This window comes from Runella sp. (genome assembly GCF_965279615.1).
Lineage (GTDB): Bacteria > Bacteroidota > Bacteroidia > Cytophagales > Spirosomataceae > Runella.
The window spans coordinates 4,529,165-4,555,168 of the sequence record NZ_OZ257252.1 but is presented as its reverse complement, the minus strand read 5'-3'; the positions used below and the strand labels follow the sequence as shown (position 1 = coordinate 4,555,168).

The window sequence follows — 26,004 nt, the reverse complement described above, 5'->3', positions numbered from 1 at the left end:
CCCCGGATTTTTCAGCGATGGATTAAGCGGGAATTTTGTGTCGTACAAACAACATCTAAACGCACAAATAACATGGAAGCAACAATCAATTTCGCACCGACAACTCAATGGAGCTACAAACAAGCCGGAGACCCGCAAAACACTTTTCTTACACGAAAAGACAAAAAACGATTAAACGAGATCGCCATTGAAAAAATTAAGGTTCCCGCCATTATTTTTCTGGTTATTTCCTTCCAAATGTACTTTTCAGTGAATAATTTAATAAATAAAGACTTATCAAAAATCAATGAATTAGTACTTGCGGGCATCTTATTAGTGTTGGTTCTGGTTTCGATTTACGCAATTGAACATTTTGTGAAGATGTTTATTGCCATCGCGCATACGCTCCAAGACAAAATAGCCGGAAGAAAAAGCGCCGGAATTGTAGAGATCACTTCGACGGAGATCATCAACGGAAAACCATTGGTCAAATTTGTGTGGCAATCCGGTTCCAACCAAAAAGAAGTAACGATCAAAGACGTATTGGTATTGGCGGAGTTGGAAGTCGGCGATAAAGCCTATCTTGAAATGTTGCCTTCCATGAAAGAAGTACTTACGTTTCATAAAATCGTTGATTAGTACATTTGTTAAACTACCGCATTTGTGTGATATTTGATAACAACTTGAATTTCAACGAAAACCTTTTCATAAGCCAATGTTTTCCGGAAAAAAAATCAGCCTTTTTCAGCACTGCCAACCAACTGTCTTTGCATTGGGAATCGGTCATGGTTTTTCAGATGCTGCTGCGGGTTTTTTGATGGGAAGTTTGGCGCATAAAGCTGACTTTACGCAAACGGCCGGCGTTGTAATGCTCTACAACGTATTAGCATTTGGCGGCCAACTTCCTGCGGGAATATGGTTGGACAGAATGGGAAAGTATCGAGCAGTTTCGTTGATTTCATTAGCTACAATGATACTGGCGCTTTTCTTTTCCGGCTCAAATGTCTGGCTTTTTACGGTATTGGCAGGAATAAGCTCAGCTTTTTTTCACGTGGCCGGTGGCGGAACAACCTTGATGAGTTTTCCACAAAGGTCCGTTTTTGTGGGGATATTTTCAGCATTCGGCGTTTTTGGGTTGGCCTTGGGTGGATGGGCTGCGGCTATGCAATGGCATTGGATTACCTATTTATTGATAACAGGTTTGAGTAGTGTGCTTCTGTTTTTGATTTGGGCAAAATTTCCGCTTAATCAACAAGTTTCTACTCCACAAAAAGAACAACCGCTGCTTGATACGCACGATTATGTAATGATCTTGCTTTTGGTAGCGATTGCGATGCGGTCGGCTGTTTGGAATTTTATTCAATTAATATACACACAGCAATACGAGTGGCTGTTTTACATCGCCTTGGCGGCCATGATCGGCAAACTCGCAGGAGGTTGGTTGGCTGATCGATTCGGAGCCCGATTATACACCTTGGCAGCGTTGGCCATTTCCATTCCTGCATTGTCGTGGGGGTATAAGAAATTGTTTTGGTTAATGCTTGGAACGGGGCTGCTGCAATCCGTTACACCCGTGAGTGTGACGGCTCTGCAAAAAGTCTTTCCAAAAATGCCCGCTACGGTAAGCGGCGCGGCTTTCGGATTGGCCATTGCGTTAGGGGGAGTCATTCCTTTGTCGGCAGAATTTTATTTTCTACCTCAACTTATTTTAGTGGGTCTGTGCGTATGGGGATTGTATTTCTACGCTTTCAAACTTCATAAAACCCTCTATAACTCATGAAAAAGGCTTTTTTTTCGGTTGCACAACTTTTGGCAGTATCGGCTTGGGCGGATGAAGTTGGGGTTGGTAAAGGCTCTCCCCCTAATTATTATGTATCGGAATTGCTGTTAGTGATTGGAGTATTGGCGGTGGCCGGTTTATTCTACATTCGTTATCGCCGCGCTCATAACAAGTCGTAAATTTTTGACTGGAATGCTTTTTTAATGTATTGATATATAAACCGTTACTTACAATTCTACGAAATGAAAATGAAAAAGCTCCTTCTCTCCGCCTTTTTAACGATTGTTTCATTCGTGGCTTTTGCCGATGTGGTAATAGATCCACCAAAAAAATCGCCTGATTTTACAAGCCAACCTGCCTTTAAATTATTGTTGCCGGCAGGTATTGTTGCATTGGGAATTTTGGTTTACGTTCGTCAACGTCGTGTTAAAAATAATTCTTAAACTTGTTGAAAATTAACTCTTTATCCTGAGCCTCTAAATGAAAAAGCTTCTTTTATTGCTTCCTCTGATGGCTGTTTCAGGGGTAGCGTTTGCCGACCTTGTAGAAACACCGACCGGTTCGCCGGTTTCTGATGTATTATTGTTGGTTGGCGTAGTGGCCATTGCTACGTTGTTATTTGTACGTTACCGTCGTGCGCGCCATAAGCATTAATTAAGATGTGGATCAATTTGATTAAGACGTGGTTGGTAGAAATACCCATCCTGTGGCTCTTTTTGCGTCAGTATGACCGTACCATCAATATTATTGGGTTAGGTATTCTGATCAATGCTTCTACCTGGACATTTCTCACGTACTATTATTACCAATTCGGTGGCAATATCTACCTGCTCGAAATTCTTGTGGCATTTATAGAGTGTCTATGGATAAGAAGTTTATGGAAAACCACTTGGACCAAAAGTTTCATTATTGGTTTTTTAGCCAATGCACTCAGCTTCAGCCTTGGTTGGTGGGGATTGATTTAAAGTAAGTACAGGAAAATATATATGATTGAAATACAGGTTTTTCTGCACTAAAATAGAGGTATTCCCGGATTTACAGACGTTAGGTTTTGGCGGAACTTTGTAGCATTCAAACATTCAAAACGCTACAAAAATGGAAACTCAAATTGCTCCCCAACCTTTTACCGGCCATGCCGTAAATGCTCAAATTTTACCCCTCACTTCGGAAGACAAAGCCAAGCTTGAAAAGCAAAAGAAGATTGTAAACTATATCATTTTAGGAGTAATAACCTTCTCAGTTGGGTTTGCCGTCTATCAGATTTTTTTCAGGGATTTATCAATACTCTTTGCGTTGATCATTACGATGCCTTCCATTATAGTGCTTGGGGGTATTTTTCGTTTTTTCATCATGAAAAAAATCAATGAAGCGCTCCGTCATCAGCTCAAACACATAGGCGGCGCACGGATCGTTAGTAAAGGTTCTACATCCAATACCTATTGGGTTATGTTGGATTGGTCATTCAAAGATCTGCAACGTGTTTACGTAACAGCGGGGATGTATTATTCGGTACAGAAAAATGATTTGGTGCAAATAGAAGTATTGCCTACCTCGAAAACCGCACTTTCGCTGAAGAAGCAATTTTAGGCTTAAACAAGTTGTAAATCTATAACTAAATACTTACTCTAAATTCGTTTGTATTATTTTGTTTGACCCCGTACGGGGTCAGACGTTTGTAGATAATAGCTTGTCTTCTACAAATAGGTGACCCCGGATGGGGTCAAACAAACACAAGTAATCTAAAGTGTTTTTGGAAAAATACGTGTTTATAAATGGTTAACTGTATCATATAAAATGATAATAGTCAGCCATTTATAGTATGATTCTGATTAGTTTGGAAATTTCATCAATGTAAACCTGTAGTTCAAAAATATAGGTTTACCTGTAGACCGAATGTAGGTGATTCCGGATTTACGGGCGTTGGGTTTTAGCGGAACTTTGTATCAATAAATCACAACGATAAAACATCTCACTCTCATGGAACCCAATGCTTTGCACATAGAGCAACATCCTAAAGCCCCACTTCATTCTGCTACCACCAAAGATGAAGGCTTTTTTACAGTACTGTTGGAAATTACTAAAAAACACCCGCTACTTTTTACGTTCTTCTTTTTGATTCCCTTCATCGTTCTGCTCATCTCATTGGGCTTGAAGTGGTACTATATTTTTCATGATACTGTGCATTATCTAACTGATTATCAAATATCAAACGGCAGTTGGAATGATCCCAAAAACTATTTCAGCCCGGGTATCGACAAGTACATTCGTGAGTTGGATATTGCCGGTTTGGTTGGTGGGATCGTTGGGATTTTCATCGGTTTGTTTTTAACCGTAACCACCGAAAAAATGAACCGCCAGAAAGAGCGCCTTAACCAGCAGGAAATGGATCACATCAAAACCCAAACGGGGCTGTTGGTACAGGCGACCAAATCACTGAACGGCATCATGATGGAAGTGAGCGGAAAGGTGAACGAGAAAGTACAGCTTATGGAAGGCACCAAAGATGTATTGGAAGGAATTGATAAAGTAATAGAACTGTCTAAAGTACAGGGTAATAGCTTGTTGGTTTTATCAAATACGGCAAAAATTGAGGCAATTTCTCCTTTCCGGATGGATCTGGTGGCCAAACACGCCGATCTGAAACCCCACGAACTTCGCCATGCTACACAATTTGACTACGGCCGCCGGGCTGAATCGTTGCTGCGTGATTGTACCGATGTAGAAAACAAACTCAAAGAAACGGCGATCTATCTCCAAAAAATAGGCAACGGCGCACGGGTTGAGTTTGTAACCCTCAATGACCAAAATGAAGGTTCAAGCCATGCTTTTCTGAAATACCTGGGAAAAATATTCAACGAACACGTTTCCGTAGAAACATACCGTAGCGGCAGCAATGCGGCGTTGGCGGTCAATGAATCGGTACCACATCATAACCGCTTTATGATTACCACCAACGGACAGGAAGAAACCGATGCGCAGTCTACGTTGATTCGTCAACTTTATAATCAGCATTCACAGGCCATGCGCGAAATGCAGGATTTGGGCGTGCGTGTTACCAAAGTCAACAAGACATTGCCGATCCAATTGTTTATCAGCACGCCGCGCGAAATTGCGCCGGGAATTCAAAAAACGCTGTGTGTGTGTATTTTAGGCAGTGGCTCCAACTCCAGCGGCCGTCCTTCAAAATTGACCGCTTTCCTGACCGACGATCCGCACATTGTATCTTCTATGGTCGAATTGTTCTACGACTACGAATCAGACGCAACGCTCAATACGCGTGAGTTCATGCAAAAACTCTAACCTGTCATTGAAGAATCGTGGGAAATCAACCGATTGAATTTCCCACGATTCATAACAGAACAACCCATTTCTCACGACACAATAGTTACGCTCATGTCAACTGTTACCTTATTAAAGAAACTCTGGCCGTTTGTCCAAAAGTACCGTCAAAGTTTAGCGGGTGCTTTCATTCTCACCGGTTTGGGTGCGTTGTTGGCACAAGTAACTCCGTTAGTCATGGAGTACACCGTCAATACTGTTCAGGAAATAATAGATAAAAAAAATCAGACGCCGGAACAGATCACTTGGATTGTGGGAGGGTTGGTGTTGGTGCTTTTTGCCAAAGAGATCGTCAATTTGTTGGTTCAATTGGGCCAGAAATTTCTTAGCGACCGCTTGCGGTTTCGCTTAGCCGCTGATCTGCATAATTATACCATTAAGCGCATGGTATCTTATCATTTGTCTTTTTTTGCGCTGTCCCAAAACCAAATCGGAAAACTCGAAAAGCGCATCGACAAAGGCATTGAAAGTCTGACCAAAACCGTCAAGAATTTGTTTGTGGATATTGTGCCGATGTTTGCCAATGCATTGTTGGCGTTGGCTTTGATGTACAAAAAAAATATTTGGGTAGGCGTTTGTGCCACGCTCATTATGCCGCTTTACGCGCTCATCAGTCGTGAACAATCTAAACGGCAAAAAAGCATTCGTCGTACTATTCAGCAGTTTCGTGAAGAAAAAGCCAATACACTTTTTAGCTTGATCGAGTCTATTTTTGTGGTAAAGTCTTTTGTAAGAGAAGAGTATGAAACCAATCGTCAATGGGCGCTAACGCAGCAACTCTCCGACAGCGAAGTAAAACACCACCGTACCAATTATCTTTTCGACGGACTTAAAAGCATTGCCGAGCAGTTGGGTGTGGTCATGGTTTTTGTGGTTACGATCTATTTTGTGTTGAACAACCAAATGACCATCGGCGCTATTTTACTACACCTCATGCTTTTCAACAATGTCTCCGCACCCGTACGACATCTTCACCGGATCTATGATGAATACAGTGAAGCCCTCACGTATGCAGAAGGGTTTTTTGACATGATCGAAAATAATACCTACATCGAAAACATTCAACGTAAAACGTTAATCCGTACAAATGCTATTCATAAATCGTTTGTCGGAACATTTGAAATGAAAGCAGTAGATTTTGTTTACCCTAATGGGAAACAGGCAATTAAGGGAGTAAACTTACAATTGGAAGCCGGTAAAACCACAGCGTTGGTGGGATTGTCGGGGGCGGGAAAAAGCTCTGCGATGAACTTATTGGCTGGGTTTTATTCTCCCACTCACGGACAAATTCAATTGGATGGAAAACCATTGGACGAATATGACCCGCATTGGATTCGTCAGAATGTAGGCTTGGTGATGCAGAAAAACCATATTTTTTCGGGAACGGTCGAAGAAAATATTCGCTATGGAAAGCTGGAAGCCTCTCAGGAAGAGATAATTGCGGCAGCCAAACAGGCCAGTCTTCACGAGCAAATTTTGCAAATGCCTAACGGCTACCAAACCGAAGCAAAAGCGCTGTCGGGCGGGCAGCAGCAGCGAATCGCTATTGCACGATTATTTCTCAAAAATCCGCCCATACTTTTCTTAGATGAACCAACCGCCAGTTTGGACGCCATCACTGCCGAGCAGATCAAAGACAGTATCGATGCCATCAAGAAAGACCGCACCGTGTTGATCATCTCGCACAACATCAGTCAGATCATGGATGCCGACCAAATATATGTGATGCAGGAAGGCGAAATTATCGGCAAAGGCACCCACGAAACGCTGTATGCCTCAGGCGGACTTTACCGCGATATTATTGATTCCAATGCCCGTACCCTCAATATCGGGCGACTTGCCGCCACTGTTTTAGGCTGATTATAGGAAAACCTGTAGCTCAAATTACAGGTTTTTCCGTCGTTAAATGTAGGTGTTTCCGGATTTATCGGCGCCCGCGTTGTTCCGAACTTTGTATCATTCAATCACGAAAAAACAAAGGAAATGGAAACAACAATTGCATCACAATGGTCGAACGAAGACCAATACCCCGCCCGAATCATACCGCTTACGCCGTCAGATATGAATTTTCCGGAAGGGCGTAAAAAAGAAGTCAGATGGATCGTTGGAGTAATGGCAATAAGTGCATTAGCATACGGTCTGTATGATGTCTTTTTTAATCATGAAGAGTGGGAAGAAGCAACATTTGTTATGGGCATGTGCTTACCCATCTTCGGGCTTATGTATTGGATGCTGATGGATCGCATCAATGCCTGTAAGCGCGACGGAATCAAACATGTAGGAATGGCCGTAGTCGTCGGCAAATCTGACTACAAACAAAATTACAGACTGGAACTGGATTGGGAATTTCGCAAAAAACTCTCTTCCGTCCTTGTCACTTCAGAAACGTATGACGCTGTGCAAGTGGGAGATAGCATTTACATTGAAGTTGCTCCCCGAATAGAATGGGCTGTTTGCGTACGTAAAAAGCCCGTTGAAAACCTCACGGTTCATCTATAGGTTTTCCTATACTTCCAAATACAGGTTTCCCTTATCTAAAATGTATGTGTTTCCGGATTTACCCGCGCCGCTTTTTGCAAGAACTTTGTATCATCGAAAAGCAAGAAACAAACAAACCTTTTGCTCTCAAAAAAACTAAGAAACAAACAATCAAAACTTTAAAACAGTAACGACAATGAACTCTCCGGCTAAAAACTTCGTAATTCGCCACCTTGTAGGTGCTAAAGCTAACCAAGTAGAAGAATTTGACTTCAACGGACACAAAGAAATCACACTGGGTCGCTCTTCAGAAAGTGACGTCCAATTTGATCCCGAAATTGATACCGTAGTAAGTCGCGAGCACGGTAAAATCGTGAAAGATGCATCAAGTCCAATGACCTTCTCATTGGTAGACAACAACAGCCGCAACGGTATATTTATCAACAAAACCCGGGTACGCGGTTCGGCTCCTTTATTTCCCGGCGACGAAATTCAACTTGGAAACAACGGCCCTGCATTTGTATTTGACATTGATCCTCGTCCGGCCGAAATGATGCCTCAAACCCGTCTGGTAGAGATCGTAAAACCAACGAGTGAATTTGTACCGGTAGAAGTTTCTGCGGCACCGCAAAAAAACGGCATCGGCAAACAAACATTCGAACGCGTAATCAACTACGAACGTAAAAAATCACAACGCACACTTTGGTCAGGTTTGGCCGCTGCATTGGTCATCTTCGGTACATTAGGATTTGTGGCCTGGAAACAAAGCGAGCAGAAAAGTGAAGAAGACAAGGCGGAAATAACAACCAAGATCGCCAATGTTTCGAACGCTTTGAACACGGCATTGGTAGAGCAGCAAAAAGCCGCTAAAGTGGAAATGACAAAAATAACCCAAGCCATTGAAGCAGGAAAACCCATTCCGGTTTCGACCATTGTAGAGGCCAACAAAGACAAAGTAGTAAAGATCTATATTTCTTGGGAATTGTATGAATTGGGTGACAATGAGGAAATTATCCACGAATATACTCAGGATAAACAGGGGAATTTCCGTCCGCTGTATGTACAGACCCAAGAAGGAATTGAGCCATACCTGACAACCAAAAAACGTTCGGTCTTAGGCCTTCCGATCAGTGGACAGGGAACGGGAACAGGCTTTGTAGCTACGGCAGACGGACAAATATTGACCAATCGCCACGTAGGTGCTGCCTGGATGACAAGCTACACCGGCTTCCAAAATGTAGCAGGCTATATCGTAAAAGGTTTTGACAAAAAAGGCAAAATGGTACTGAGCGAAACACCTGAAGTATCTCCTGATTATGTAAGAGGTTGGGTACCTTCTGAGGCAACGATGGTAAACATGCAACGTGCCACTGTTCAGGGTCGCAATAAATACCTGAAAGTAGTGTTTGCCAACTCATCACAAACCTACGAAGCTCGCCTCATTACACCTTCACAAAAACACGATGTATCGTTGATAAAAGTAGATGTTACGGGTCTGGCTCCGGTCAACATGCTCGACAACTACAGCGAAGTAAAAGCGGGCGAAGAGATCATCGTAATGGGATATCCCGGCGGTGCACCTCAACCACGCATTGTTCGCAAATCAAATGATCCTTTCAAACCACGCACCGAAGTATTTGAAGTGGCCTCTCCTGTAACGTCTCCCGGTCATATTCAGCAACTTATTCAAAGTTCAACGGAGTTTACCAGTGAGCGCACAACATTCGGTGACAGCTACCAAGTAGACTTGAACGCAACAGGTGGCGGAAACAGCGGTGGCCCGATGTTCGATGCAAAAGGAAACGTTATCGGAATCTATTACGCCGGTGGAGGAAATGCAAACCAAGGAATTATCTCTTACGCAGTACCCATCAAATACGGAATGGAACTGATCAAAAAATAATTAAGTACGAAAATAAAAGAAGACTTGGAATGCTTCAAAAACATTCCAAGTCTTTATCACCGGAAACACAAATCCGGTAAACCAACAAACAAATGCAACTGGGACAACATATTCGGGGGTACGTCTTGACCCAATGGTTAGGTTCGGGAGGAATGGGCGAAGTGTATCAGGCTCAGCATCAATCATCTCGCCGTCCGGCTGCCGTTAAAGTACTTTACCGCGCTGATCAGGCAGCCAGATTTAGAAACGAAGCCTACATTCAAGCCTCCATTCAACATCCACACATTGCCGCTCTTTACGAGTATACCGTTGAGAATGGAATCCCCTGCATCATAATGGAGTACGTAGAAGGAATAACCCTCGAAAAACTCATCAAAAGACAGGGACGTTTACCGGAATCATTTGTTTGGAAGATCATGGAACAAATTACGTTGGCGATGGTTCATTTACACGAGAAAGACATCATTCACCGTGATCTGAAGCCGGGAAATGTTAAAGTAAACCGTGAGAGTTTTGCGAAATTGTTGGATTTTGGAATTGCAAAATCGGTTTACACGCCCAAATTTACGCAAGAAGGATACATTGTCGGAACGTCGCATTACATGGCTCCTGAGCAGTTTCAAAGCAAAGTCGGAATTCAGTCAGACTGCTGGTCATTGGGAGTGTTGTTCTACGAAATGCTGACGGGGTATTTACCGTTCGACGGACGCAGCGAAACTGAGGTTCGGGTTAAAATCGAAAAAGGACAATACACCGCCCCTGATTTGCTTGTTCCTCAGATCTCAAAACGCAGCAAGCGACTCATCAACAAACTGTTAAAGAACAATATGTCTCACCGTATGACCGCTGCTGAGCTGTTGCACGAATTACAAAATCCCGACAAAGTAGGGGTGTTCTCGATTTCGGAATGGGTGGAAAACCTGACCGACCTTGTGGAGAAAATGCCCATAAAACGTTGGTTAAAACAAATTAATGATTAAGGCATCTCCAACTCCTGCGCACAATGTTTTGGAAAAAATGGTTATCGAACAAATCAAATGACACATCGTTGTCAGACACACTTACCGACCTGCGGGCGGTAGTGGTTTCGGATGTGGGCTGTGTACGGACAAACAACGAAGACGCCGCTCGATTCATTCGGCCTTCCGATCTGGTTATTCGTGCTACAAAAGGTTTTCTGGCAATTATCGCCGACGGAATGGGCGGGCACGCTGCCGGCGAGATCGCTTCTCAAATGGCAGTCGAAACCATTGCCAAAACGTATTATCAGCGCGAAGAATCGCCGGAAGAAAGCCTTTTTCTGGCATTTACAAAGGCAAATCGTTCTATCTGGCAAACCGCAAGTCGTAATACGCGTCAGCGCGGAATGGGTACTACCTGTAGTGCGGTAGTGATTTGTGATACAAAACTTTATTTTGCTCATGTAGGCGACAGCCGATTATACCTGCTCAAAAATGGCCAACTTTTACAATTATCAACAGATCATACCTACGTTCAAATGCTTGTTCAACAAGGAGTTGTTACACCTGCCGAAGCCGAAAAACATCCCGAACGCAATGTACTCACCCGCGCCATGGGCACTCACAATAAAGTCGAGATCGACGTGGAAGCAGTCAGTTATGCGCTGGAAAATGATGATCGATTATTGCTTTGCACCGACGGCCTTTATGATTATCTTAGTAGCGATGAAATTGCCCAATTGATGCTTATTCCAACCTTAAACGAAGCAGCGCAACGATTGGTGGAAGCGGCAAAACAGCGAGGAGGTCATGATAATATTACAGTATTGCTCGTGGAGCGTGTATCTACTGAAACGTTTCAATCACCCCGTCCAACGCAGGAGGTTATTTAGTGAGTGCACATAGAAATAAGTTATTTTCCCTTAATAATGACTAAAATGATTGGCCGTACCCTGCATAACTATCATATCGAAGAGCTTCTCGGAGAAGGAGGCATGGGGACGGTATATCGCGCTACCGATACGTTCCTCCGCCGTCCCGTAGCGGTCAAAATGCTGCACGCACACCTGTTGCGCGATGTAACATTTATGGAACGATTTCGTAATGAAGCGGTGCTTTCGGCGCAACTGAATCACCCCAATGTGGCCACACTTTATAACTTCCATCATATCAATTCCGATAATTTTATGGTGATGGAACTGGTAGACGGGCTGACGTTGGAACAACTTATTGTAAAACAGGGAAAATTGCCATTTGAAACGGCAGTAAGAATTGTAATTCAGGCACTTGACGGTCTTCAACACGCTCATTATAAAGGAATTTTACATCGCGACATTAAGCCTGCAAACCTGATGCTGACCCGCGAAGGAACGGTCAAGTTGATGGACTTTGGAATAGCCAGAATGGTTGGAAGTCAACGCCTTACGCGTGCTGATCGGGTCGTAGGGACGCTTGAATACATGGCGCCGGAATTATTAAATGGTGTTGAGCCTTCGATACAGTCAGACCTGTATGCCGTGGGAGTGCTGATGTATGAATTATTAACAGGGAAACTACCCTTTGAACCCGCTACGGATACAACGCTCATCAACCAAATTCTGAATAAAAAACCAATTTCGGTACGAAACCGCGTTGCGGAATTGCCAAAACAAATAGAAGAAATACTCGACGTATTATTGCAGAAAAAACCTGAAAAACGCTTCTCAAAGGCATTGGAGTTGCGACAGGCATTGGCCGCAATTGTTGCGCCGGGACTTGTCAACCCTCAAATATTCAATACCAATCCAAAACCTATTCCTCCCACTCGCTTAGCGGATGTAAAACCGGATAAACCGCAAATCGGGCCAACTCGCTTGGCAAATGCTGAAAGCCACTCTGAAAAGCAAACCATAACCCGCCAACTCAAGGCAAATTTAATGAGTTTGGAAGGAATGATACTAGTGGGGGCTATCGTCATTGCCATCGGCATTTTGGGTTTTTGGCTCATTGGATTAAATACTCCGGATGATAAAACCACTGAACAAGTTTCCGGACTTACAACAAAAGATACTGTTCAGGTTATACCGCAATCTATTGTGGAAACCAAAGAGGACAGCCTTCCGGAAATTGATCAAACGCAAACTGTGGCCGTTTTGCCTCCTAAAAGTGAATCTTTTACGCCGGTCGAACCCCCTTCACAACCGGTTGAAAAAAAGCCGGTTAATCCGGCAAAAAAGAAACCGGTCGTTGAAGTAACACCGGAAGAAAAAAATCCTGTTACGCCGGTCAAAGAAGAACCAAAACCTGTTGAAAAGGAAAAAGAAGAAAAGTCCAAAGAGCCCGAACCCAAAGCGCCTGCCCGAACAGCAACAATTGAATTGAAAAACGAGCAATTCGCGGTAGAATTTGCCCAAACAATTTCTTCGGATGCTTCTGAAGGACAAATCGTTTGGTTGAGAACGGTGTCGCCCGTTCAGGTAGATGGTGTGGGCATTATTTCTACGGGAGCGCGAGTACGGGCAAGAGTAACGTCGGCCCGCCCGGCGACCAATTCGCAAAAAGCACTTTTAGCCATCCAATTTGAAGCGGTAGAAGCCGTAAATAATCAATGGATAACGATCAAATACCCTGAATACAGCGATAAATCAAGCGACCAAGTAGTATTTCAACAAGGGCGCCGTGTCAATAATCTGCGCACAACCCGTACAAGACTTACTGTCCAACTTTAACTTTTTTACAAAACTATGTTACGAGCAGCATCTCTACTTTTAGTGTTTTTAACCGCCTTGTCGTCACTTCAAGCCCAAGATATTCAGTCTAATACCGAAGGCATAAACATAAATCTCTACGGTAGTTTTGTTCGGTGGTCATCTTCGCATTTTGACCAATTGGACGAGTCAGACCCCAATGGGATAGGCGGAGGAATTCGTTTGGGATATGGTTTTAATCAGCGGTTTGAAGCGTTTGCTCAATATGAAGCACAGACATTAAATTTAAAATCTGATTGGAAGGTAAATCGCATGTCTACGATTGTAGCAGGTGTTCGGGCAAATTTTGGCGGTACCCTGCAAAAAATACGCCCTTTTGCAGAGGTTGGTTATGCTTTAACCAATCTGACAATCGACCCGGTTTCTTTGAATGGGCGACTGTATGAATTTAAATTGAAAGGTCCCGGCGTATGGATCGGAGTAGGAGCCAACTATTTCATCACGCCTCAATTGGCAATAAATGGTCGTGTAGGCGGCACATTTGGGAAATTCAACAGTTTTTTGGCCAATGGTCAAGGGTTTGTAGATCGTCCTGATGTGCGTACGTTTCGGGCATCAATAGGCATCAGTTATTTTTTTAATTAATAAATGTGTGACTTTTTTTTGATGGTTACGTATATATGGAGAGATGTTTGAAATCCTTTTGGAATATTTTAACTTTTCTGTACACATATTACCCTACCCCAAAATTATTTTGTCAGTCGATTTTGTACCGTTGGTAAGGCGAATTCAGCCCACTGACGGTACATTTTTCCTGAAAAGTGCAGCCCATCTTTGGCCACAAGAGATACATCATTGCGCGCAGTTCGTGAAAGAGGCGTTATATCAATAAACAAAATCCCCAATTTTTTGCATTCTTCCTGCGCTACGGCGTTAAATGCGTCTATTTCACCGGCGATCTTCGCCTGATCGCTTCCTTTTGCAAAAGGTGTCACTCCCCAATCCGGCGTTGAAAGCATAAAAACACGTTCAATATTTCCGCCCGCAAACCCAATGGCCTGCTGAAGAAGCTCTCGCAGTTCGGTTCGATATCTTTCGATGGATTGCCCACGGTATTGATTATTAACCCCGATCAGCACAGAAACCAAGTTGTAAGGCCCTTTGGGATTCCGACTTTTGATACCTTCCATCAGATCGGCAGTGGTCCATCCTGTTTGGGCAATAATTTCAGGATTTGCGATAGTAATGTTGCTTTTTCGCAATAGCTCCGTCAAAATCACACTCCACCGTTCTTCGGGAGCAACGCTCTCGCCAATGGTATAGGAGTCACCGAGCGAGAGGTAGCGATATTGTCCGGGCACTTCGTCAGGGTCGGGCGTCAGTACGTCATTCATAGGAGATTCGGCAGCACAAGCTGTCATCAAAATTAGAATACTTATCATCCATTTCATCGCTCGGTATCGTTTTTATTGTATTTTTGATTTTGAACCACGGCTATTTTTTATGAATTTTTTGTCTGCCGACGACCTTATTTATGGCTATATGAATGGAATATTTCCAATGGCCGACGCCGATGGTACGCTTTATTGGTATTCCCCAGACCCACGCGCCATCATTCCGCTTGAAACCTATAAACCTTCCAAATCCCTGCGCCCTATTCTTAATAAACAACAATTCGAAATACGCATCAATGCTGATTTTAAGGCAGTAATGCAAGGTTGTGCGTTGCCCCGGGAAGACGAAGATTCCACTTGGATCTCCGACGAGATCATTAACGCTTATACCGAATTGCACCGTATGGGGCTTGCCCACAGTGTTGAAACCTACGTAAACAACGAATTGGTCGGCGGTTTATACGGTGTTGCTATCGGCGCGGTTTTCTTTGGCGAATCCATGTTTCATACCGTTAGCAACGCTTCTAAAGTAGCCTTTCATTATTTAATTGAAATTCTTAAACAGCAAAACTACGACCTTCTGGACACTCAGTTCATCAATGACAATGTACGTAGATTTGGGGCCATTGAGATTCCTAAGTCAGAATATATCAAGTTATTGAAAAAAGGACTTCTCAAAAAGGCCCATTTTGCCGAAACCGATATCAGGCATCTTTATACCGATCCCTTCAGAAAAGGTAAATAAAGAATAATGCCCAACTGGTAGTTCAGGAGCATTTTATGTATTTTGAGGTTGGAAAATCGTGCTTTCAACCGTAAAATTTGAATTTACCCCGTTTTCTCGTAAACTTTACTTAAAATAACCTCCAACAGAACCTTATTGAATGTATGGCAGCGATTTCTCTGAATGTCAATGGGAAAAATTTTTCCCTTGATATTGACCCCAAAATGCCGCTCCTCTGGGCAATCCGCGATTTTGTAGGACTTAAAGGCACCAAATTTGGCTGTGGAATTGCGCAGTGCGGTGCCTGTACGGTTCATTTAGAAGGCAAACCAACCCGTTCGTGTGTACTACCCGTACAGGCAGTGGTTGGTAAAAAAATTACCACCATTGAAGGTCTCGGCACCGAGGCAAACCTGCATCCCGTACAACAGGCTTGGATCGAAGAACAGGTGCCGCAGTGTGGCTATTGTCAATCTGGCCAAATTATGGCGGCGAGTGCGTTGTTGAAAGAAAAAGCAAATCCTACCGATGCTGATATTGATGCCGCGATGCGCGGACATATTTGTCGTTGTGGTACCTATGACCGTATTCGTAAAGCAATCAAAAGAGCGTCAAAAGATACTCCCAAAGCCGAAACGACAGGCGGAAGATAACCTGCAATCAGTCATTGGATGTTTTTCCAATGAACAATCGAATGCACTAAAAACGACAAAAAAATGAGCAATCGCAGAGATTTTATTAAAACACTTGGCTTATCATCGGCAGGTTTGATGATGGGCCTTTCGGCGGCAGCCAAGCCAACGGTTATCAATATAAATGGTGTGGGACCATCCATACTGGCTCTTGAAATTAATCCATTCATTGTGATAGAACCCAATGGAAAGATCATTTTGATCAATCCACGTCCCGACATGGGACAAGGCTCGACGCAGGCTGTTCCTTCACTGTTGGCAGAAGAGCTGGAAGTACGGTTAGATCAGGTAACGATTTGGCAATCAGACGGAAAAGGAAAATATGGTGATCAAACTTCCGGAGGAAGCAGCAGCGTGCGCGCTTTGTGGAAGCCTATTCGCCAAGCGGGTGCAGCAGCGCGGGAAATGCTGATTAAAGCCGCTGCGCAACGTTGGAGTGTACCCGAAAGCGAGTGTTATGCCAAAGAAGCAAAAGTCTTTCACAAACCAAGCGGAAAATCGCTCACGTATGGGGAAGTAGCCGATGAAGCGTCGAAATTTGAAGTTCCTAAAAACCCTGCACTTAAAGATTCCAAAGACTTTAAGATCGTAGGAAAATACGCTCCAAGACTGGACGTTCCCGCTCGCGTAACGGGCAAAGCCGTTTTCGGCATTGACGTTGATGTGCCGGGGATGGTCTATGCCGTAATGATCCACAACCCTCATTTACACGGAAAAGTAGTTTCCATTGATGATTCAGAAGCGCTTAAGATCAAGGGTGTACAAAAAGTATTGAAATGCGAGCGCCCCATGCCTCACCGTACTTCCGAAGCCGTAGCCATCGTTGCAGATAATTATTGGGCGGCATTGTCGGCAAAGAAAGCGGTAAAAGTGCAGTGGGATAACGGAACATTGCCGCAAACGTTAACGACAGAAGCCTATTATAAAAAATGTGCCGAGGCAGCAACAAAAGAAGGATTGAAAGGTGAAGAAACGGGTGATTTTGCAGCAGCTTTTGCAGGAGCAGCCAAAAAAATAGAAGCGCTTTATGAAACGCCGTTCTTGGCTCACGCTCCTATGGAACCTGAAAATGCCATTGCACACGTCAAAGAAGATGGTACAGCAGAAGTATGGGCGCCTATTCAGGGGCCCGACTGGGCTTTGCGCGATCTGGCGGGTTACCTTAAAATAAAACCCGAACAAATAAAAATAAACGTGGCGCTCTTGGGCGGTGCTTTTGGCCGTAAAGCCTACCATGACTTTTTGTTGGAAGCCTGTTTTCTTTCGAAAGAAATGAAAAAACCGGTCAAATTGGTTTGGACGCGCGAAGATGACATTACCCAAGGACCGTATCGTCCCGGTATGATGGCCGGAATGCAGGGGGGATTGGATGCCAAAGGCAACATCGTAGCTTACCATCATCACCCCATTGGTGAATCCATCCAAATGCAGGTTTTCAAAGCGCCGACCGACAAAGCCGATGATTGGATCTGCGGCGAATTAAGTCAAAAAGAACAAAAATATTCGATTCCCGCTTTCAAGGTTTCATTTACGCACGTTGATACGGAGATTCCCATCGTGTGGTGGCGTTCGGTGTATGCCTCCAATTTTGGATTTAGTCAGGAAGGATTTTTAGATGAACTTTTTCACGCGGCCGGTAAAGATCCATTGAAAGCGCGTTTGGAAATAATGGCTGACGCACGATTCAAAAAAGTGCTTGAAACGTTGGCAGAAAAAGCCAAATGGGGCGAAAAACTTCCCGTAGGTCACGGAAAAGGCATTGCCGTTTTCAAATCGTTTGGCAGCATCAGCGCGTGTTGTGTAACGGTTTCCAAACAGGGAACGGGTGTAAAAGTGGAAAAAGTAGTTTCTGTAATCGACTGCGGACATTACGTAAATCCGGATAACGTAAAAGCGCAAACCGAAGGCAACATTGTGATGGGTATCACAGCGGCGGTAAAAAAAGGCATTACATTTACAGGTGGACAGGCAGAGCAAACCAACTTTCACCAATATCAGGTAATGCGTATCAATGAAATGCCGGCAGTGGAAATCCACATTGTAGAAAGTGGTGCCGAACCGGGCGGAGTGGGAGAGCCGGGATTGCCGCCGATTGCACCGGCGCTGACCAATGCCGTATTTGCCGCTACGGGCAAACGGATCAGACGCCTGCCGTTTGACTTAAATACTTTAGTGTAGTAAATAACACACTTTCCAAGTCTGGGCGACCCCGTCTCAAAGACTTGGAAAGTGTAAAGCATTCAAAAGCGGCTTTCGGGTCGCTTTTTTTATTTGAATATAATTATAATAACTTCTGAGAACATTAGGCAACCGGAGCATCCTTTTATACAATAGGTTCATTATAAGACATAAAAATGTGACAAAAAAAGGATTGTGGCGTCACAAAAAAGTCATCTATTCTCTCTTTAATGCACTTAGTTAAATTCAATAAAACAGCATTATTATTAATACTGCTTTACGCCTTCGTCTCGAATGCCCAAACGACGGATAATTATCCGGTGCAAACGACGGTGTACTTCGGAGCACCCACCTCGCAACGCCTGTCTGAGTGGTTCACCTCCGACCAACGCCTTTTTGTGCAGCTGTTGCTCAAAGACCTCACCAAACCCTCCGTATCGGTCTACCTGCGCTGGCAACTCGATGGCCCCGGCATCCGCATCGCCACCCGCCCCGGCTACATGCCGCCCGCCTTCATTTCCCTCACCCCGGGCCTGCCCTCCCGCCTCAACGGCACCGACCTGGCCGCTCACTACTTTTCACCTTCCCTGCTGGAAACCGAAGGCCTTGATCCCGGACAGGCTTACAACGCCTCGCTGCCCGAAGGATTCTATACCTTTTCGGTGCAGGCCTTCGAAGCCTCCACCGGACAGGTTGTCTCCAATACCGCCCAAACTTTTTTGGTGCTCTCCTCGCTCCAACCGCCCCTGTTGAATCTGCCTGCCAACGGTACCTCGGTACCCGTCAACGCTCTACAGAAAGTCCTGTTTCAGTGGACACCGCGCCACTTTGCCACGCCGGAGTCACAGGTGGTTTACCGCCTGAAGGTGTGCCGCGTGCCCGATCAGGAGGAACCCAACGAGCAAATGATGCTTTCCTGTACCGAACCCGTATTGGACAAAACCGATCCCGGCACCTCATTGACGGGCAATATGACCCAATGGATTCAGCCATTGGAAGCGGGACAACGCTACGCCGTTCAGGTGCAGGCCATCGACCTTACTAATCAGCTGACGAATTTTGCCAATCAGGGTTACAGTCAGGTCCAGTGGTTTCGCTACGGCCGGGAGTGTTTGCCGCCTTCGTCCTTCACGCTGCAAAGCGTGGCTTCCGACCGGGTGCGATTGCGTTGGGAGGCCCCGCCGCAGGCCTTGGCTTACGTGGTGGAGTACAAAGCCGAAACGGCCACAGAATGGATTTCGGAGAAAGTTTACGGCACAACGTATATGGCAACGGGGTTGCAAAATAAGACCACGTATCTATTTCGTATTCGCAGTGACTGCGGGAGTTTGCTGCCGAGTGCTCCCGGTGAGGAGCAGGCATGGAATATCTCGGAGCAAGTGCCCGAGCCGGCGCCCGAATGGCCCCTCGAACTCCTGCAACCCGAACTGATCAATGTGCAGACGGTGGATAATGAAGCCGTCCCACTGACGACCTTGCAGGAACTGTATGTCAACTATCCCGTGCAGGCTCCGAACGCCGTAACACCCACTTCGGGTGGCTCTTCCGCGAATTCCACCAATGGGTTGTTGGCAACGAAGTTAAAAATCCCCGATTGTGCCCTTCGGGCAGGTTCTTTTGTGGACTGTCAGCCCACGCACCCCGTCATTCCCCTGCCCACAGGCGAAGAACTGACTTCGCTGAGTGTAGGCGATGTGTTGGGCATCTATGATTTTGCCCTCATCGTCACCAAAACAGGGGAAGGCCCGGGGTTTTCGGGCGAAGGATTGGTACGTCTGCCGTTTTTGGGCAATGCCATGATGCCCATGGAATTCAAAGGCGTAAAAGCCAAGAAGGGTGAAGAAGGCACCAATGGTGGGTGCGTGTACGCCATCGACGCAGGAGGCTATGTGCAGTCCAGAAACAACGTATCGGTTAAGGAGTTGATGGAGCAGCGGCAGTCGCTGATTCAGTCGGTGGTCCGGAAAAGCCACCCCACGGCCTTTGTCGGTACGTTGCAGCAGGCGCTTCAACGGTATGATCCGGTAGCGGGTGAGATGAGTGAAGCAAAAGCAGCAGGTCAGCCCGCGACACCTGAACAGGTGCAGCAGCTAATTCAGTCCACAGCAGCGATCTTACAGGGAAGCGAGGTGTTGAAGACGCAATTGGAGAAGTTAAGAGTAATCAATTCGCTGGCTGTTAATGTATTAGCAGATCTGGAAACACTGACGGATGAATTGACAGAGAATCAAATCACCATCGGCAATGGGACTGAGGTGCCGGTCATCGACGGGTTGGAGGTCAAGTACCAAGCCCTTTTTGAACGCCTCAAACAACTCACCGCCTCTCCTTTGGAGCTTCCCACCGAGACACCCACGGCACGCATTGCCAACGTAAGCGTCAGCAGTGTGGAGGCTCAATCGGCGAAAATCGTCTGGGCAGCAGGCAAAACGTTTGCCAAATACACCGTCTTGTATGCCGCCGAGGGCGATGGGGAGCTCACCCAAACGGTGACGAATCCGCAGTTAGCCCTGAAAAACCTTAAACCTGGACGTAATTACACCTACAAAATTGTGGGCTACAGTGAAAAGGGTGAAGTAGTGGATACCTATGGCACGGGCATTTTTGCCACCCCTGCCAACATTTTGCCGCCGCCCGAGAATGTAGCTTACATCGTACAGGCCGATGGCAGCGTCAAAATCAACTGGAAGAAAAACAGCCTTCACCAAAGCTTTAAACTGATCTATAAAGACGTTTCAGGAGAAGAACGAACCCTCTATCCCACTACTAATTCGGCACTTCTGTCGGGACTGGCACCTGATCAAACGTATGCCTATTCCATCACCGCTTTTGGAACGACAGGCAATGAAAATTTGGTCAGCCAAGCGGCTGACGGCGATTTTAACTACGGGACGGTCTGCGATGCCCGCATTACAGCCTCCGCTGTGCGCATCCTCGAAGGAGAGTCGGTGACACTTTCCGTTAACAGTTGTGTGGATAAAAACGGGCAACCTGGCAGTGTGGTCTGGAAAGCAAACGGCGTGCCGATCGGTTCGTTTACCGGTCAAACCTTTACTCCTTCGTCCACTACGACTTATACGGCTATCTGTCAACTCAGTGACAGTAATGCAAAGGCCGTGAGTTGCAGCGATTCCAAAGAAATTATGGTGGATCGAAAATGTACCGGCGTAGTGGCAACTGTCGCCCCCAACCTCATTGATCGGGGGCAAGCCGTGATTCTGAGAGCCACAGGGTGCAGCAACAAGGTAGAATGGCGAGATAACTACCCCAATGGAGCCGTTGCAGGGACGGGTTCAACGGTAATCCTTTATCCTGACGCCCCTCAAACATATTCCTTATCCTGCGTGGATAGAACCGGGAACGCTTGTATACTTCGGGCAGGAGATGTAACGCTCAAATGCGGTTTACAACTGGCCGTTACTACGACAAACGTATATTCCAACGAAGGATGGGGTATTAAGACAAATAGAGGCGTTGCTAAGGTCATTGCCACGGGCTGTAACGGCAAAGTGGTATGGGAGCGTGAAGGAGGAAAGGGTGGGATCAAAGGGATTCAAACGGAAGAAACAGGAGATAATACGATTCAGTTCTCCAACATTACAGCCGGCTTTACCGTCACGGCTACCTGTTTGGCCACTAATTGTACCGCTTCCGCTTTTATTAACCGAGCACCTACCAACGGAAAATGTGAATCTGGAGGAAACAGCGACGGTGAATCCACCATTAAAATAATAAAGGAAACGGATCAGACACTAACCCTGCAAATTGCCGACAATAATGACCGTTATTTTAAATGGGAAGATGATCCTTCGTCCGGAAATACCCGAATCCTTTCAATACCTAAAAGCCCAACGGCTTTTTCCGTTACCTCAGATGACCATTGTAAAAAGTCCATTATTTACTACCCCAAAGCCTCGGGCATTCTGAGTATTCCCTGCGCCAATTTTACGTTAAATGCCCCGGCAACCGTTGTCATTCCCTACAATCAGACCTCCAAATCGTTGACGATTTCCATGACCGGTTGTACCAATCCCGACCCCGGCGTTATTTTGTGGACGTGGGCAGATGCAACGGGCCAAACGATTACTTCCGGCACGGGTACATCGGCAGTTATCACGGTCAAAGATGCGGATAAGGACAAAACCTTTACATTTACCGCTACCTGTGCATTGCCGGGAAGGGCGGTGGATGACACCAAAACAGCAAAGGTTAAAATCACCAAAGAAGCCGCTCCCGCTCCGGTCGCTGAGGTTAATAAACAGCCCTGCGATGCCGTGTTTTACACCAAATACAGCCAATATTATGACACATTTTTGGAAAGTGAGCCGGTGGAAATCTATGTGTGGGGAAGAGGCAATAACGTCACGGCGCTTATATCGGACGATAAAAATCGTATCGTACAGGGAGGAGCTATCATTACCTACCCCGATGCCAATACGGCGAAGATCGTCATCAATCATGGCTTTGGGCTTACTGCGACCGGAAGCCCTACCTTCAAAGGTTCTTTTTACGTAGAAATTACCAATTGGGTACAGGGCAAAGGCTCCTGTACCGGCAGGATATTGATTACGGTGGACAATAACCGCTCAACGAATCCCTATTATACTGAATACACTCCTGCTCCCAAAACCAATAAAACCACCAGCGATTGCTCTATTTATGCCAATGCAAAAGAGGCCGAACTTCCTATTTACCGGGGCAGCAGAGACAGATCCATTTATAAAATTAAATACGAAAGCTCGCAAACGGATTTCGGGATCATTTCCATTTATCCGCCGGAGCAAACGACATTTGGAGTCAAATACCCTCCTCCTTTCCGGATTGGTTTGGTTGATAAAGCCTGTATGGCCAACAATGGTGCCATAGAATGGTACCGCGACGCCGGAAGAACCGACCGAATGGCCGTTGGAAACTACGGGAATTTGCCCTGCGCCATTGAAGATAAACCCAATTATGAGAACCCTGTCACCTATTATGGCCGGTGCGCGTACGGAAACGGGAAGTACTGCGAAACGGCCCTGCGGGTTACGCCTGCTCTCAACTCGAACGGCCGGGTAGGCACAACCAACGAAGAAGCTGCCACGCAGGCCAATTGTGTATATTCCACCAAAGCAGCGGTTGCGTTGCTGCTGTCCGATATTCTGTGCAATAAACTGAGTGCCTACCCCGGCAGCAGTACTGAAAAACTGGAAGGCCTCAAAAGCACCTTTGAAGACAATGATATTTACCTGGCGGAGATAACGCCGCAAATGATTGCCGATCTGGATGCCGGCAATTGTGCCCCGGTAGTTGCTGCACTCGTAAATGATATTGCTGATTTTCAAGACGTTGATTTTCTCAATGGCTTACTGTCGGGAGCAGATGAAATGACCGGCAACGTCCTCGCGGGTGTGGATGAGTTACGGACCGGGGAGCTGTTTACATGGCTGAAAACCCATTCCGAAAACGGGGGTAAAAACAACGTTGAATTTAAGAAAAGCGCTTTTCGAATCAGCGGAAGTGCCGTTGCATCCGGCTTTGAATACAACGGCCAAACCTTTTCCGTCTACGCCGAGATTGGCGACGATGGTACGGTGGATCTGACCCAAACATCCACGGGTCTTTACCAAGGATACGGGGTTCAGATCAAACACGGCGGCCCCTGCCATACCCAATTTTACCTGACGGTTCGCTATGCCGGCAGCACCCAAAACGCCATTACCCTTTGGGTGGATTCATTCGAAGCCTTTGAGGCGTTGTTGGGTCGATTGGGCTTACAACTTACGGCCGGCGGCAAAACGGTCTTTGTCAATTCGTACCTGTCCCAACTGACCGCAGCCGGCAATGACTGCAACCGGTTGGACGTCATTTACGAAAATATCCCGCCGTTTGTGCTTCAGGCCTTGGCTAAAGAAATGGTTTTTGCCCATTTAAAACAGATCGCCCGGTGCGCCATTGGAAATGTGGGAGCGATCTGCAATACCGATGAAGCAAAGGCGGTATTAAACATGCTCAAAGGCATCAGCGACAAACAGTACCTCTACGACAGTTTCAAAGCCAATCCGGAGGTCGTGGTAAACCTGTACGACAAAATGCAGGGAGAGGCCTCCGATCAATACGTATCGGCATTGGCTGAATTGGCCAATGAGTATTGGACAGCGGCCGAAAAAAATACGAACCGATTTGTGGTATTGGGCGATGTGCCTGCTGATATCGCCTATACTCCGGTGGCCGGTGCCAAGTACATATTGGGTACTCACTACCAAGACGGCACGGTGTATTTTGAGAATTGCTACGGCCGCTACAACTGGTCGGTATTCCGATTGGGAACTTACCAAAACCTAGGGCCCATTCAAACCTTTAGCGCGGGACTTTTTGATCCGATAAAAGTACAGTACGACGGCAACGAATTTGCCTTGACGTACCCGGCGATCGTGGCATGGCACTTGGCGTGGAAACAAAACAAAGAGACGCTCTTGCCGTCATTGCTTAACAACCTTAATTTTTTGGGGCTGAGTTCATCAGCAAAGCTACTGTTAACAAGAGGTGTAGGAAAGTACATAAAAGTTTTGGCGGCGATTGAGATAAGCAAAACCATATTAGATGCCGCCATCAATGACCCAAAAGTTAAAACTAAATTAGAAGCTCAACATCCCGATTTTATGCGGGTATGGCCTTATGTGAGTTTAGGTTTGGATATTTCGACAATCTCGGTAGAGCACATGCTTAGCTTTATGAAGTCTCGTAAGGCCGTGGCAGAATTACTGAGAAGAGAAGGAAAAGAAGAAGCTGCCGGAAAATTAGAAGAACTGGAGGCCTTCGTTGACTATTCTGATGAACTGAATGATGCATTACGAATCACTCGCAGTAAATTTACCAAGTGTGGTTGTGGGGATGAATTGACGGATGGACTAGTAGATCGCATTAAGAATAATCTATCCAATGATGAAATTGTTGTTCTTGATAGAGATTTAACAAATAATATCGAATTAAGAAGTATCTTGAATCTAGAACCTGAGTTAGTAGAAGTTTGGAAAGGATCAAAGGATATTCTTGTTGAAATTATTCGTATAAAAAGAATAAGCAAAGAGGCTCGGATCAAGGAACTTGGGTTAGACCCTATTAAAAATAAAGTCGATATTTATGAAGGAGAAATTGGCCAATTTGTTGAAGGAAAATTTGGGTATTTTAAGAGATATACAACCTCTGCCGAAGGGGATTTTGTTTCACTAAGCGGTCAATTCAAAGGAAGAGTTTTTGATGCATTTGGGCTTCCATCAAATGTTACAAATTATCCAAATTATGACATTTCTAAATTTTTTCCTTCGATTGATAAACATTTTTTTAATAAGCCTAACGTTGACTATTTGCTACTTGATATGAGGTATATGAATTCTCAACAAAAAGAGTCTGTAAACAAGTATATTTCTGATAACTTCCATAATCAATTAAATAAATTATTTAAACTTGAATAAGATGAGTGTACTACTGAAAAATAATTTATCATGGACGCCTAAGCAATCTATTTCCTCTGCATTTTTTGAAGATGTTTCAAATATTATTAACAACAGAGAGGAATATCAATTAATGAATAAAGAAATAGAAGAAAATCTATTTCTTTATTCATTTACTTTAGACTACCGAGATAGGCATCTTTTTGATTTGCTATTACTCCTTGAAGTAGTAATTGTTTTAATTTATCATTTTGATGAAATATATTTAAACAGAACCAAAGAAGAGGCAATTGTTATCTACAAAGATTCTATTTTAGAATTAAAAAATATGTTATTTCTGTCTGTCTGTAATTATACTTAAAAGTAAAAAACCAAATAGAGTTAAGAGTAGTTTGAGCATCTTGCATGGAAACAAAACAAAGAGACGCTCTTGCCGTCCTTGCTCAACAACCTTAACT

Annotated in this window: 21 protein-coding genes; 20 read left to right on the top strand and 1 reads right to left on the bottom strand. The window is 45.0% G+C overall.

Features of this window, described 5'->3' with window-relative positions; genetic code table 11:
• The first annotated feature begins 72 nt into the window (after positions 1–72).
• The 15 genes from ACQY73_RS19575 to ACQY73_RS19505 all read left to right on the top strand — a co-directional run bounded on the left by ACQY73_RS19575 (position 73) and on the right by ACQY73_RS19505 (position 13,770).
• The gene (locus ACQY73_RS19575; protein WP_428653998.1) at positions 73–618 is read left to right on the top strand and encodes a hypothetical protein; all 546 of its coding nucleotides are present in this window, start codon (positions 73–75) and stop codon (positions 616–618) included.
• 76 nt (positions 619–694) lie between these two features.
• The gene (locus tag ACQY73_RS19570) at positions 695–1,759 is read left to right on the top strand and encodes an MFS transporter (RefSeq protein WP_428653996.1); all 1,065 of its coding nucleotides are present in this window, start codon (positions 695–697) and stop codon (positions 1,757–1,759) included.
• On the top strand, positions 1,756–1,938 hold the full coding sequence (locus ACQY73_RS19565) for a hypothetical protein (protein WP_428653994.1): 183 nt from the start codon (positions 1,756–1,758) through the stop codon (positions 1,936–1,938). Before ACQY73_RS19570 ends, ACQY73_RS19565 begins: the two co-directional genes overlap by 4 nt.
• Positions 1,939–2,007: 69 nt before the next feature.
• A complete protein-coding gene (locus tag ACQY73_RS19560) occupies positions 2,008–2,202 on the top strand; it encodes a hypothetical protein (protein WP_428653992.1) in 195 nt (64 codons plus the stop codon).
• A gap of 37 nt (positions 2,203–2,239) precedes the next feature.
• Positions 2,240–2,413: a hypothetical protein gene (locus tag ACQY73_RS19555; RefSeq protein ID WP_428653990.1), complete on the top strand. Its 174-nt coding sequence runs from the start codon at positions 2,240–2,242 to the stop codon at positions 2,411–2,413.
• A gap of 5 nt (positions 2,414–2,418) precedes the next feature.
• Positions 2,419–2,724 (top strand): hypothetical protein, encoded by a 306-nt coding sequence (locus ACQY73_RS19550; RefSeq protein ID WP_428653988.1) that lies wholly within the window; start codon positions 2,419–2,421, stop codon positions 2,722–2,724.
• A gap of 130 nt (positions 2,725–2,854) precedes the next feature.
• Complete coding sequence (locus ACQY73_RS19545) at positions 2,855–3,346, top strand: hypothetical protein (protein ID WP_428653986.1); 492 nt, start codon at positions 2,855–2,857, stop codon at positions 3,344–3,346.
• 390 nt (positions 3,347–3,736) lie between these two features.
• Entirely contained in the window at positions 3,737–5,059 is a 1,323-nt protein-coding gene (locus ACQY73_RS19540; RefSeq protein WP_428653984.1) for a hypothetical protein, read from the top strand.
• 93 nt (positions 5,060–5,152) lie between these two features.
• Positions 5,153–6,958, top strand: coding sequence for an ABC transporter ATP-binding protein (locus ACQY73_RS19535; protein WP_428653982.1), 1,806 nt, complete (start codon positions 5,153–5,155; stop codon positions 6,956–6,958).
• A gap of 123 nt (positions 6,959–7,081) precedes the next feature.
• Entirely contained in the window at positions 7,082–7,597 is a 516-nt protein-coding gene (locus tag ACQY73_RS19530; RefSeq protein ID WP_428653980.1) for a hypothetical protein, read from the top strand.
• 175 nt (positions 7,598–7,772) lie between these two features.
• Positions 7,773–9,479, top strand: a complete 1,707-nt coding sequence (locus ACQY73_RS19525; RefSeq protein WP_428653978.1) for a trypsin-like peptidase domain-containing protein — start codon at positions 7,773–7,775, stop codon at positions 9,477–9,479.
• Positions 9,480–9,571: 92 nt separating this feature from the next.
• Positions 9,572–10,459 (top strand): serine/threonine-protein kinase, encoded by an 888-nt coding sequence (locus ACQY73_RS19520; RefSeq protein ID WP_428653976.1) that lies wholly within the window; start codon positions 9,572–9,574, stop codon positions 10,457–10,459.
• A 23-nt stretch (positions 10,460–10,482) separates the two neighbouring features.
• Positions 10,483–11,331 carry a Stp1/IreP family PP2C-type Ser/Thr phosphatase gene (locus ACQY73_RS19515; RefSeq protein WP_428653974.1) on the top strand — a complete coding sequence of 283 codons (849 nt, stop codon included), beginning with the start codon at positions 10,483–10,485 and terminating at the stop codon, positions 11,329–11,331.
• Between the two features lie 36 nt (positions 11,332–11,367).
• On the top strand, positions 11,368–13,146 hold the full coding sequence (locus ACQY73_RS19510) for a serine/threonine protein kinase (protein WP_428653972.1): 1,779 nt from the start codon (positions 11,368–11,370) through the stop codon (positions 13,144–13,146).
• A gap of 15 nt (positions 13,147–13,161) precedes the next feature.
• Positions 13,162–13,770: an outer membrane beta-barrel protein gene (locus ACQY73_RS19505; RefSeq protein WP_428653970.1), complete on the top strand. Its 609-nt coding sequence runs from the start codon at positions 13,162–13,164 to the stop codon at positions 13,768–13,770.
• A 104-nt stretch (positions 13,771–13,874) separates the two neighbouring features.
• Here the strand turns inward: ACQY73_RS19505 and ACQY73_RS19500 are convergent, their stop codons facing one another.
• Positions 13,875–14,576 (bottom strand): SGNH/GDSL hydrolase family protein, encoded by a 702-nt coding sequence (locus ACQY73_RS19500; protein ID WP_428653968.1) that lies wholly within the window; start codon positions 14,574–14,576, stop codon positions 13,875–13,877.
• A 52-nt stretch (positions 14,577–14,628) separates the two neighbouring features.
• Between ACQY73_RS19500 and aat the strand changes: the two genes are divergently transcribed.
• The 5 genes from aat to ACQY73_RS19475 all read left to right on the top strand — a co-directional run bounded on the left by aat (position 14,629) and on the right by ACQY73_RS19475 (position 25,907).
• Positions 14,629–15,264: a leucyl/phenylalanyl-tRNA--protein transferase gene (aat, locus tag ACQY73_RS19495; RefSeq protein ID WP_428653966.1), complete on the top strand. Its 636-nt coding sequence runs from the start codon at positions 14,629–14,631 to the stop codon at positions 15,262–15,264.
• Between the two features lie 143 nt (positions 15,265–15,407).
• On the top strand, positions 15,408–15,896 hold the full coding sequence (locus ACQY73_RS19490) for a (2Fe-2S)-binding protein (RefSeq protein ID WP_428653964.1): 489 nt from the start codon (positions 15,408–15,410) through the stop codon (positions 15,894–15,896).
• A gap of 63 nt (positions 15,897–15,959) precedes the next feature.
• Positions 15,960–18,113 (top strand): molybdopterin cofactor-binding domain-containing protein, encoded by a 2,154-nt coding sequence (locus tag ACQY73_RS19485; RefSeq protein WP_428653962.1) that lies wholly within the window; start codon positions 15,960–15,962, stop codon positions 18,111–18,113.
• A 230-nt stretch (positions 18,114–18,343) separates the two neighbouring features.
• A complete protein-coding gene (locus tag ACQY73_RS19480; protein ID WP_428653960.1) occupies positions 18,344–25,567 on the top strand; it encodes a fibronectin type III domain-containing protein in 7,224 nt (2,407 codons plus the stop codon).
• 1 nt (position 25,568) lies between these two features.
• Entirely contained in the window at positions 25,569–25,907 is a 339-nt protein-coding gene (locus ACQY73_RS19475; RefSeq protein ID WP_428653958.1) for a hypothetical protein, read from the top strand.
• Positions 25,908–26,004: the final 97 nt, after the last annotated feature.